Below are 10,373 nucleotides of genomic sequence, written 5' to 3'. Positions count from 1 at the left end.
CCGGCGCCTGGGTGGCCGGCGTGGGCGTCGGATGCCCGCGGAAGAAGGCCAGGGCGACCTCGGTGGCGCTGAACTGCGACCGCGTCGCGCCCTTAGGCGGGTCAGCGTCCGGATCGGGCCACATGTGGCCGCCGCCCACGGCCGCCAGTAGACCCACATCACGGCCAGCGGGGCAGGCGGTGAACACCAGCCGCCGAAGCGCGGTGGTGTCGCGCGTCCATGTGTTCGCCGGCCCGCAGCCCATGAATCCGGCATAACGATCAAGACGGGCCTGCATCGGCTGTGCCTGGGTGCCATCGAAGGGGGCGGGACGATCCGCTCCCCCGCCTTCCAGTGGTGTCACCGGGTCGCTGGTGCCATTGATCGCCAGTAGGCTCGAGCCGGGCGTGGGACAGCTGGTGGGCATGACGGCGAAGGCAACCGGCACAATCGCGGCGAAGGTCCCCGGCAGGGCACAGGCAGCCGTAACCGCCATGTCGGCACCATCGGCAAAACCGGTGGCGAACACTTTGCGGTTGTCCAGGCACATCCGGGCGGTCAGATCATTGATGATCGCGGACACGAATGCCACATCGTCCGGCCCGATGGTGGCCCTGCGCACGAAGTTCCACCGATCGTTGGCACCCTGCGGGGCGACAACCACATAACCTTCCGCGTTACCGATCTGCGCCAGGTGGGCATAGCGCTCCAGCGCGGACGCATCCTCGCCGAAGGCGTGGAAGGCGAGGACGAGCGGCAGCGCCTTGGTGTGGGCATCGGTGGCAGGCACCGCCAGCTGATACGTCCGGGTGTCTGCCCCGACCCGGACCGACTGCTGACTCGATCCGGCCGCGATGGTCCTGCCGGTCACACATCCGCTCACAACGGTTGGCGACGCCGGCACAGCGTGGGGTGACCCGGCTGCGCCGGAGGTCCCCAGGGCAGTGCCGGCGCTGCCCGCGGCGGTGCCCCCGTTGGACGTGCCTGTGCCAGCCTGCCCCGCCTGGGTCCGCGAGCCACTGTCGCCGCTGAAATAGAGGACCAGGCCGATGACGATCAGAATAGCCCCGGCCGCGCCGGTCATCGAAACCCAACGCGGGTTACGGTTACTCCGGGAGACAGATCGGCGGGACGAGCGACGGTCACCCGGTGGCACTGTCGCTCCGGTCCGGCTCGCCAGCCGCCAGCTGTCCACACGCCGCCGCGATGTCGCGCCCTCTGGTATCACGTACAGTCGCGGCGATGCCCCGCTGGCGTAGCCGACGGACGAACTCCCGCTCGCGACGCCGTTCGCTGGCCTGCCAGGACACCGCGCGGGTTGGGTTGAGGGGGATCAGGTTGACGTGCACGAGCCTGCCGGCGAGGAGGCCGGCCAGGGCATCAGCGCGTTCCGGCTGGTCGTTGACACCATCGATCAGTGCGTACTCGATGCTCACCCGGCGCCCGGTCGCCTCGGCGTACCCCCAGGCCGCGGCAAGTACCTCCGCCACCGGCCAGCGCCTGTTCACCGGAACAAGGCGATCACGCAACTCGTCGTCAGGAGCGTGCAGGGAAACCGCCAGCGTCACCGGCAGACCCGTCGTGGCCAGGCGGCGGATCGCCGGCACAAGTCCGACCGTGCTCACCGTGATGGAGCGAGCCGACAGGCCCAGGCCCGCCGGTGCCGGGTCGCTGAGGATCCGCACCGCGGCGATCACAGTGGCATAGTTGGCCAACGGCTCTCCCATACCCATGAACACGACATTCGACAGCCGGGCCGGATCACCGGCAAGCTCTCCGCGGACGAGCGTCCGTCCCGCCGCGACCACCTGCTCCACGATCTCGGCCGTGGACAGGTTACGCGTGAGCCCGCCCTGGCCGGTCGCGCAGAACGGGCAGCCCATTCCGCACCCGGCCTGGCTGGACACACAGACCGTGCTGCGGCCGGGATAGCGCATCAGAACCGATTCGATCAGTACACCGTCAAAAGCCCGCCACAGTGTCTTACGGGTGTCTCCAGCATCGCAGGTGGTGACCTTCACCGGCGTCAGCAGCGTCGGCAGCAGTGCCTCGACAAGCGCGGCGCGGGACACCGCCGGAAGATCCGTCATCGCCTCCACATCGTCGGCGCACAGCTGTCTGGCGAAGTAGTGGCGGGAGACCTGGTCTGCCCGGAAGGCCGGCTCGCCCAGGGAGACGGCCAGCTCACGCCGCTGTTCGGTGGTGAGGTCGGCGAGATGGCGGGGCGGCCGCGCCCGCGCGGAGCGGACCAGCGGCAGCGCTGCCGAGGCGGTGGGGGAAGCGGTCATGGCCTGTCCAGTCTGCCAGGTCACGGGCGCGGCGCGAAGGCACTGATCAGCAGCCAGGCAACGGGTGCCGCGCACAGCACCGAGTCCAGCCGGTCCATGATTCCGCCGTGGCCGGGCAGCAGCGAACCCATGTCCTTGATACCGATATCCCTCTTGAGCAACGACTCACCCAGGTCACCGATGGTCGCCGTACAGGCGATCGCGACACCGAGCACCGCGCCCTGCCAGAGCGCCGCGTGCAGCGGCCAGGCCATCGAAACAGCGGCGACAAGCACGCAGACGACGACGGAACCGGCAAAACCCTCCCAGGATTTACCCGGGGACACCGTCGGAGCGAGCTTGTGCCGCCCGCCCGAAAGCACGCCGGCGGTGTAGCCGCCGATGTCGCTGGCGGCAGCGGTCGCCAGAAACGCGACCATCCGCCGGGGCCCGTCCGGTGGGCTGGTCAGCAGAGCCGCGAAACCGGCTGGAAGACCTACGTACGCCACGCAGAAGACAGCAGCCGCGACATCCGCAAACAGATGATCGCCGGAATACGCGAGCCGCCAGGCCGTCGCCGCAAAGATCGTTATTGCCAGGGCCAGCACCAGGCCGGATGTACCGGTGAGGTAAGCCACCACCGGCATGGCCGCCGTTCCCACCGCGAGCGGTGGCAAGGCAATCGTGCGCCCGCTCAGCCGGAACGCCCTGACCAGCTCAAACATGCCGGCCGCGACAGCTGTGCAGATGACGGCGATCCATAGCGGGCGCAACGTGAACAGAGGCACAATAATGATCAATGCCAGTATGACACCGACCACGATCGCCGCGGGAAGGTCCCGCCCCGCTCGCACCCGACGCGTCGCGGGCTCACGGGTCACGTGCTCGACCCCCGTCACCGGGTCCTCGGCCACATGAGTGCTGGCGATATCGCCCTGGAACGTGTTCGGCTCACGGCAACGGACAACGGAGAGTGCCTGCCAATGTCGATCAGACCGCCAACAGCTCCGACTCCTTGTGTCGCAGCAGCTCGTCCACCTGACCGACATAGCGATGCGTTGCCTCGTCCAAGTCCTTCTCCGCGCGCCGGCCCTCGTCCTCACCCGCATCGCCGTCGCGGACGATACGATCGATCGCCTCCTTGGCATGCCGGCGGACGTTACGAATGCTGATCTTCGCATCCTCCGCCTTGGTGCGCGCGACCTTGGCGAGGTCCCGTCGGCGCTGCTCGGAGAGCTCGGGAAAGACGCAACGGATAATCGTCCCGTCGTTGCTCGGGTTCACCCCGAGGTCGGAGTCGCGGACCGCCTTTTCGACAGCTGCCAGTGACCCCTTGTCGTACGGCGTAATGATCACCATTCTCGGCTCTGGTATGTGGAAGGAGGCCAGCTGGCTCACGGGCGTCGGCGCGCCGTAGTAGTCGACGAGAACCTTCGAGAACACCGAAGGAGTGATCCGCCCCGTCCGGATGTTGGCAAAGTCGTCCTTCGCGACCAGGACCGCCTTCTCCATTTTCTCCTCGGCCTCGAGGAGCACGTCGTCGATCACCATCATCCTTCCGTTCCGCCCTCGTCCACACTGACCAGAGTGCCGATCTTCTCACCGCGGACGGCCCGCAGGATGTTCCCCTCCGTCAGCAGGTCGAAAACCATGATCGGCAGCCGATTGTCCATGCACAGGCTGATGGCCGTAGCGTCCATGACCTTCAGCCCACGAGCCAGCACCTCGCCGTAGACGAGCGAATCAAACCGAACCGCGTGGGGATTCGTCGTGGGATCCGCGTCGTAGACGCCGTCGACCTTGGTCGCTTTGAGGACAGCCTGTGCTTTGATCTCCAGAGCCCGTTGCGCGGCGGTGGTATCCGTGGAGAAGAACGGCGCGCCCAGCCCCGCCCCGAAGATGACAACACGGCCCTTCTCCAGGTGCCGGATGGCCCGCAGAGGCAGGTAAGGCTCGGCGACCTGACCCATGGCGATCGCCGTCTGCACCCGCGTCACGACTCCCTGACGCTCCAGGACATCCTGCAGGGCAAGACAGTTGATCACGGTGGCGAGCATCCCCATGTAGTCGGCCCTGGCACGGTCGACACCACGCTCGGCAAGGCGTTGGCCACGGAACATGTTGCCGCCACCGACCACGACCGCGACCTCAATGCCTGTCCGGCTCGCCTCCGCGATCTGGCGCGCGATGGTGGCCACCGTGTCCGGATCGATGCCGAGGGGTTCGCCCCCGGCAAACGCCTCACCGGACAGCTTCAGCAGCACACGATGCCAGCGCACCGCCGCCAACTCACGACCGGCTGGAGCGTCTGCATCCCTGCTGGCGTTATCGGTCACGATCGGCCCCCTCGCCGTCAGCCACGATCATCGGCCGGTGGATGTGCACTGCCGGCCAGTCTGCCTCACCTCCGCACGCGGGAACATCTCAGGCCGCGCATCCGGCCCGTTCGCCTGCACGCGGCGGGAAGTACGGTCAGCTCTGCTTGACGTTAAAACGGGCGAAACGACCAATCTCAATCTTTTCACCAAGAGCTGAGGCGGCCTGTTCGAGCAGCGCGCGGATGGTGATCTTACCATCCCGGACCCAGGGCTGCTCAAGCAGGACCACCGACTTCACGTAACCGTTCAGTTTGCCTTCGACAATCTTCGGGAGGGCTGCCTCGGGCTTACCATCCTCGCGCGCGGTGGCCTCGTAGATCTTCTTTTCCTGCTCGATGACCTCGTTCGGGATCTGTTCCGCGGTCACGTAGAGCGGGTCGGCCGCCGCGATGTGCTGCGCGATGTCACGCCCGAGCTGCTTGAACTGATCGGTCTTGGCAACGAAGTCGGTCTCGCACCTCAGTTCCAGCAGAACGCCGATAGTAGGCGGCAGCTGCGGGTCGGTCTTGTGCAGATAGGAGTCGACCAGACCGTTCGACGCACTGCGCCCGGCCCGTTTGGCAACCTGTGCCAGACCCTTCTCTCGCAGCCACGACTTGGCCTTCTCAAAGTCGCCGTCGTTCTCGACGAGCGCTTTCTTGACGTCGCTCATGCCAGCGCCGGTCAGTTCCCGGAGCTTGCGGATGTCAGCGGCTGTGATCTCTGCCATGGTGTTCTTCTCGTTCCGTCTGGCTACTGGTGGCTGTTGGTGGCTGGGGCTCATGGGCTGGCGTATTCGCGGGGCCGGCACCGCCAGGCCGTCATCGCCGGCGCGCCGGCCCCGTTTCGCGATCACTTCTCAAAAACCGTCGGTCCGCTGGGGCATATCTGATGGATGGTGGTCAAGGTGGGCAAGGATCCAGGCAGCGACCCGCGCAGCGGCGGAGGTCCGGACAGCGGTGTCCTGTCCGGACCGACGAGCCAGCGCCCCCGGGCGGCACACAAAGCGGCCGGGGCAGCAATGCGCCAGGACACTCGCTGGGCATCGAGTGCAGGGACCCGCGCGGACGCGAAGCGTTCGGGCGAGGGGTGAAGCGATCGACGATCCATCAGACACGCCCTAGGCCGAAGCCGCCGAGCACGGAAGGGTATCTTTTAGATCTTCTCAGACCCGAACCGCGGCAGCACCCACCGCGGTGACGGTGTCGGAATCAATCTGGCCCGCTCCGTTGCGCTCGTGGTCGGCCTTCCGCTCGGACGCTGGTTCAGCCGTTGCGGATTCGGTGGATGCGGTCGCCGCCGCAGGCTCGGCCACCGCCACCGCATCCCGGCCACGCAGAAGTTCTTCCTCCCAGGCGGTCAGCGGCTCTCCCCCGGTGGGCACGTCGGGCTTGTCGTCCATCAACGTCGATCCGCCCGCGCGGGAGCGCAGCCCGTCCGCCACCGCATCGGCCACCACCCGAGTGAGCAGGGTCGCGCTGCGAATGGCGTCGTCATTACCGGGAATCGGGTAGTCGACCTCATCTGGATCACAGTTGGTGTCCAGAATCGCCACCACCGGAATCCCCAGTTTGCGCGCTTCGCCGACGGCGATGTGCTCCTTCTTCGTATCGACAACCCAGACCGCGCTCGGCACACGGGCCATATCGCGTATACCACCGAGGGTGCGCTCAAGCTTGGCCTTCTCACGGGAAAGAACAAGCTGTTCCTTCTTCGTCCGGACCTCCGTGCCGCCGGTCAGCTCGATTTCTTCAAGCTCCTTCAGCCGCTGGAGGCGCTTGTAGACCGTCGAGAAGTTCGTCAGCATCCCGCCGAGCCAGCGCTCCTTGACATAAGGCATACCGACCCGCTGTGCCTGCTCTTCGATGGCTTCCTGGGCCTGCTTCTTGGTGCCGATGAACAGGACCGTACCGCCGTGGGCGACGGTCTCCTTCACGAAATCATAGGCGCGGTCGATGTAGGACAGCGTCTGCTGCAGATCGATAATGTAGATGCCATTGCGTTCGGTGAAGATAAAGCGCTTCATCTTCGGATTCCAGCGCTTTGTCTGGTGCCCGAAGTGGACGCCGCTTTCAAGCAACTGCTTCATGGTGACGACAGCCATGGCTAGTCGCTCCCTTCCTGCGCCAGGCGGACCGGCGCACCTCGGTTGCAGGCCCCGACCGGCGACCGGGGCCCCTGACGCCCTGCTGGCCCCTACCACCGCGGGAACGGCGGACCGAGGAAGCCTTCCCCGCCATGCCGGGAAGGCGGGCAGAGAAAGGGCGCGTGGATTCAGCTCGACGGCACGAGCCGTGCCTTCGATCCTACGCCCACCCGCACCGCGCTTCTCGGCGGGTTGTCCACAGGCGTCATCCCAGGCGTGACCGGAAGCTCCGGCGCGGGCAGCGTGGCAGCCAGGGCAACCGCGCCCGCCCGACGCCCACAGACCACAGACCACAGACCACAGACCACAAGGAACGCCATGACGCCGTCCCGCTATCGAGCTCTCATCCTCGTCGTGGCCGTGCTGGCCGCCTTCGCTGTCACCAAATGGCCGCATGCGGCAGCTGATTTCCGTGCCCTGGCGGCAACCTCACCGTCCCCACCGTCACTGTCCCCACCATCACCATCTAACGTGACCACCATCGGCGCGGGCCCGATATCACCGGCACCCGCTGTGCGGGGCCTGCCGACATCACACTGGCGTACGCCGCTGGACGGCCCTCTGATCATTGGCCGGGACTTCGAACCGCCTGTCACGCCTTACGGTCCGGGCCATCGCGGTGTCGACCTGGTGAGCACGGTAGGTGCGCAGGTGCGCGCCGCAGCGTCGGGAACCGTTTCGTTCGCTGGCATGATTGCCGGACGCGGTGTTATCACGATCAATCACGGGTCGCTGCGAACGACCTACGAGCCGGTCACCCCGGTTGTCCCCGCAGGCCGGTCGGTGGCCTCCGGCGAGATCATCGGCCGGCTCGTCGGGGGACATCCCGGTTGTCCCGCCGGCGCCTGTCTGCACTGGGGCCTGCTCGATGGGCCGCTCTACCGCAATCCACTCAGCCTGCTGCCGCGTCGTCATCCCAGGCTGCTACCGGTCGGTTGAACCCACCTACCGACCCGGTTGCCGCTGTCAGGCCCGCGGGTGCCCCTGGTCAAACGCCGCGCGAAGCCGCTCCGGCGTCACATGGGTGTAGATCTGCGTGGTCGCGGGACTCGCGTGCCCCAACAGCTCCTGCACTGAACGCAGATCGGCACCGCCCTCCAGCAGATGGGTGGCGGCGGAGTGCCGAAGGCCATGAGGGGTCACCGGCCGGGCGCTGTGAGCCGCGGCCCGAGCGCTCAGGATACGCCGGACCGTTCGCGGGTCCAGCCGGCGACCGCGGGCGCCGAGGAACAGCGCCCGGCCGCTACCGGGCACCGCGAGTACCGGCCGGCCGATGTCGAGCCATGCTCGCAGCGCACGCCGCGCGGGCACGCCGAAAGGCACTGCCCGCTCACGCCCGCCCTTGCCCACCACCCGCACGAGTCGCCGTTCGTCATCAACATCATCAAGATCAAGACCGCACAGTTCACTGACACGGGTGGCGGTCGCATACAGCAGTTCGACAACCGTGCTGTCCCGCGTGTCGAGCGCATCCTGGCGAGGCCCGGTTGATACCGCCCGTGGGTCGGTCACCAGCATCTCCCATGCCTGGATGGCCGTCAGCACGGTTGGCAGTGCAGTCGACCGCCGAGGGCTCACGAGCCGATCGGCGACGTCCACAGGCAGCCAGCCGCGCCTTACCGCGAATGCGCTGAAGCCACGGGCGACCGACACTCGCCTGGCTACGGTGGCGGTGGCGGCACCGGCGGCGCGCATCGCCGTGAGCCAGCCGCGCAGCACGCCGAGGTCAAGCTCCGCCAGTTCACGGCAGCCCGCGCCACAAGCGAAGTCGCACAGATTACGGAGATCGGCTGTGTAGGCGCGGATGGTCTCGACCGACCGGTTCCGCTCGGTCGACAGGTACCTCAGGTATGCGCCGATCGCGGCATCCCAGGTAGCTCCATCATCACGGATAGCAATATCATCTACCATATAACCGACTATCCACCTGTCCGACCGTGCCCTGTCACAGCCGCCGCGTCAACATCGACGGGCGGCCCCAGCGAATGCACGATCATGCTCCTTCCCCGGCGTCCGGCGGAGACGGCGCGCCAGCCGACGGCGCTCGGCCCAACGCCGTCAGGCGATACCCACCGCCTCGTTGCTCCACCAAACCCTCCACAACCAGAGGGCCCATCAGCGCCTGCACGGTTTCCGGCCGCTCACCCACCCGCTCGGCAAGCACCGCCCCACCCACCGATCCCCGCGCCGGCATGACATCGAGCAGACGCCGGACCAGCTCGGGAAGGCCGTCACGGACGCCCGCCGGTACCGGCGGGTATCCGGCGAGCTCACCTACCGCGCCGATCTCCTCGCAGACCTCGGCGGCATCGGTGACCAAGACAGTCTGCTCACGGTGCGTCCGTAACAGACGATGACAGCCCACGCTCAGCGCGCTGGTGACCGGTCCTGGAACAGCCATGACCACACGCCCCAGCCGCCGGGCGTGTCGGGCCGTGTTCAGGGCACCGCTTCGATGGCCTGCCTCAACCAGAACCGTACCCCTGGCCAACGCGGCGATGATCCTGTTACGGGTCAGGAAACGGCCGCGGTAGGGAGGGCTACCCGGTGAGGCCTCGCTCAACAGCAGTCCGTTGTCGCGGATGCGCGTCAGCAGCTCCGTGTGAGCTCGTGGATAGGCGATGTCGACCCCGCCGGCAAGAACCGCGATCGTCGGCCCGCCTGCCGCCAGCGCACCGCGGTGAGCGGCCGCGTCAATACCAAAGGCCGCCCCGGAGACCACCGTCCAGCCCCGCTCCGACAGCCCCGAGGCAAGATCGGCGGTCACGGTCGTGCCATAAGGAGTGGCCGCGCGCGCCCCCACGACCGCCACCGCCCGCTCACACAGTTGGCCAAGGTCTCCATTTCCGTACACCCACAAGGCAAGCGGTTCGCCCGGTTCGGTGCGGGCATCGGCAGCGCGCATGTCGCGGAGCACGCTCAGCACGGACGGCCACTCCTCGTCACCTGGGCAGAGCAACCGCCCGCCGAGGTTGTCCAGCAGGCGCAGATCCCGTACCGGGTCGACAGCGGGATGCCGGAGCCGCAGATCGGCCCAGACCGACGCCGCTCCGCGGCGGGCAACCTCAATGCTGATCTCTGGCTTGTCCGACCCGACCGCGCGTGCCAGAGCGACCCGCGCCAACCGCTCACCGTCGACAGTCACTGTGACCGCCCTGGCAGGCGCAGGTCCAGAGCCATCCCGAGCTGCGTCGGTCCGGGGCACGCCACGCCGGCAAGGTCCGCGAGCGTCCAGGCAATCCGCAGGACGCGGTCAAGACCCCGGGCGGTCAGCTGACCCGACTCGAAGACACGGTCTGCCAGCCGGGTCACGCTGGTCGGCAGCGGCCACAGCCGACGAAGCGCTGGACCGGGGATTTCGGCGCTGGTACGCCACGGTGTCCCAGCCAGCCGGCAGGCAGCGGCATCACGAGCGCTCTGGACACGTTTGGCCACCACCGCGGAGGTCTCCGCGTAGTTGTAGTCCGCCCGCAGCTCCGCGCGGCTCGGCGCGGCAAGCTCCACCTGCAGATCCACCCGATCGAGCAGCGGTCCCGACAACCGGGAGAGATAACGCCTGCGAACCAGGCTCGGGCAGTCACACAGCCTGGCCCCAGCGCCGCCCGCACGTGCGCAGGGGCACGG

11 protein-coding genes are annotated in these 10,373 nt (G+C 67.5%); 1 reads left to right on the top strand and 10 read right to left on the bottom strand.

Annotated elements, in window-relative coordinates; all coding sequences use genetic code 11:
* From MJ783_RS11935 to rpsB, 7 genes are all read right to left on the bottom strand, one after another.
* Positions 1 to 850 (bottom strand): PHB depolymerase family esterase (locus MJ783_RS11935; RefSeq protein WP_305039489.1); only part of this gene is annotated, 850 nt, incomplete at its 3' end.
* 271 nt (positions 851 to 1,121) lie between these two features.
* Positions 1,122 to 2,267, bottom strand: a complete 1,146-nt coding sequence (rlmN, locus tag MJ783_RS11930; RefSeq protein WP_239310480.1) for a 23S rRNA (adenine(2503)-C(2))-methyltransferase RlmN — start codon at positions 2,265 to 2,267, stop codon at positions 1,122 to 1,124.
* 20 nt (positions 2,268 to 2,287) lie between these two features.
* Positions 2,288 to 3,145: a phosphatidate cytidylyltransferase gene (locus tag MJ783_RS11925; protein WP_239310479.1), complete on the bottom strand. Its 858-nt coding sequence runs from the start codon at positions 3,143 to 3,145 to the stop codon at positions 2,288 to 2,290.
* A 91-nt stretch (positions 3,146 to 3,236) separates the two neighbouring features.
* Positions 3,237 to 3,794, bottom strand: coding sequence for a ribosome recycling factor (frr, locus tag MJ783_RS11920; protein ID WP_239310495.1), 558 nt, complete (start codon positions 3,792 to 3,794; stop codon positions 3,237 to 3,239).
* Between the two features lie 2 nt (positions 3,795 to 3,796).
* A complete protein-coding gene (gene pyrH / locus MJ783_RS11915) occupies positions 3,797 to 4,582 on the bottom strand; it encodes a UMP kinase (RefSeq protein ID WP_370651605.1) in 786 nt (261 codons plus the stop codon).
* Positions 4,583 to 4,718: 136 nt separating this feature from the next.
* Positions 4,719 to 5,333, bottom strand: a complete 615-nt coding sequence (tsf, locus tag MJ783_RS11910) for a translation elongation factor Ts (RefSeq protein ID WP_239310478.1) — start codon at positions 5,331 to 5,333, stop codon at positions 4,719 to 4,721.
* A 435-nt stretch (positions 5,334 to 5,768) separates the two neighbouring features.
* The gene (gene rpsB / locus MJ783_RS11905; protein ID WP_239310477.1) at positions 5,769 to 6,707 is read right to left on the bottom strand and encodes a 30S ribosomal protein S2; all 939 of its coding nucleotides are present in this window, start codon (positions 6,705 to 6,707) and stop codon (positions 5,769 to 5,771) included.
* Positions 6,708 to 7,067: 360 nt separating this feature from the next.
* Here rpsB and MJ783_RS11900 point away from each other — a divergent pair, with 360 nt between their 5' ends.
* Positions 7,068 to 7,688, top strand: a complete 621-nt coding sequence (locus tag MJ783_RS11900; RefSeq protein WP_239310476.1) for a murein hydrolase activator EnvC — start codon at positions 7,068 to 7,070, stop codon at positions 7,686 to 7,688.
* Between the two features lie 27 nt (positions 7,689 to 7,715).
* On the opposite strand, the gene MJ783_RS11895 is transcribed toward MJ783_RS11900, so the two are convergent.
* The 3 genes from MJ783_RS11895 to MJ783_RS11885 all read right to left on the bottom strand — a co-directional run.
* Entirely contained in the window at positions 7,716 to 8,660 is a 945-nt protein-coding gene (locus tag MJ783_RS11895; protein ID WP_239310475.1) for a tyrosine recombinase XerC, read from the bottom strand.
* Positions 8,661 to 8,742: 82 nt separating this feature from the next.
* Positions 8,743 to 9,894, bottom strand: a complete 1,152-nt coding sequence (gene dprA, locus MJ783_RS11890; RefSeq protein ID WP_239310474.1) for a DNA-processing protein DprA — start codon at positions 9,892 to 9,894, stop codon at positions 8,743 to 8,745.
* Positions 9,891 to 10,373 (bottom strand): ATP-binding protein (locus tag MJ783_RS11885; protein WP_239310473.1); only part of this gene is annotated, 483 nt, incomplete at its 5' end. The genes dprA and MJ783_RS11885, both read right to left, overlap by 4 nt.

The organism is Protofrankia sp. Cj3 (assembly GCF_917627355.1).
Lineage (GTDB): Bacteria > Actinomycetota > Actinomycetes > Frankiales > Frankiaceae > Protofrankia.
The sequence above is the reverse complement of the archived record's forward strand: the minus strand, read 5'-3'. Positions and strand labels throughout refer to the sequence as shown.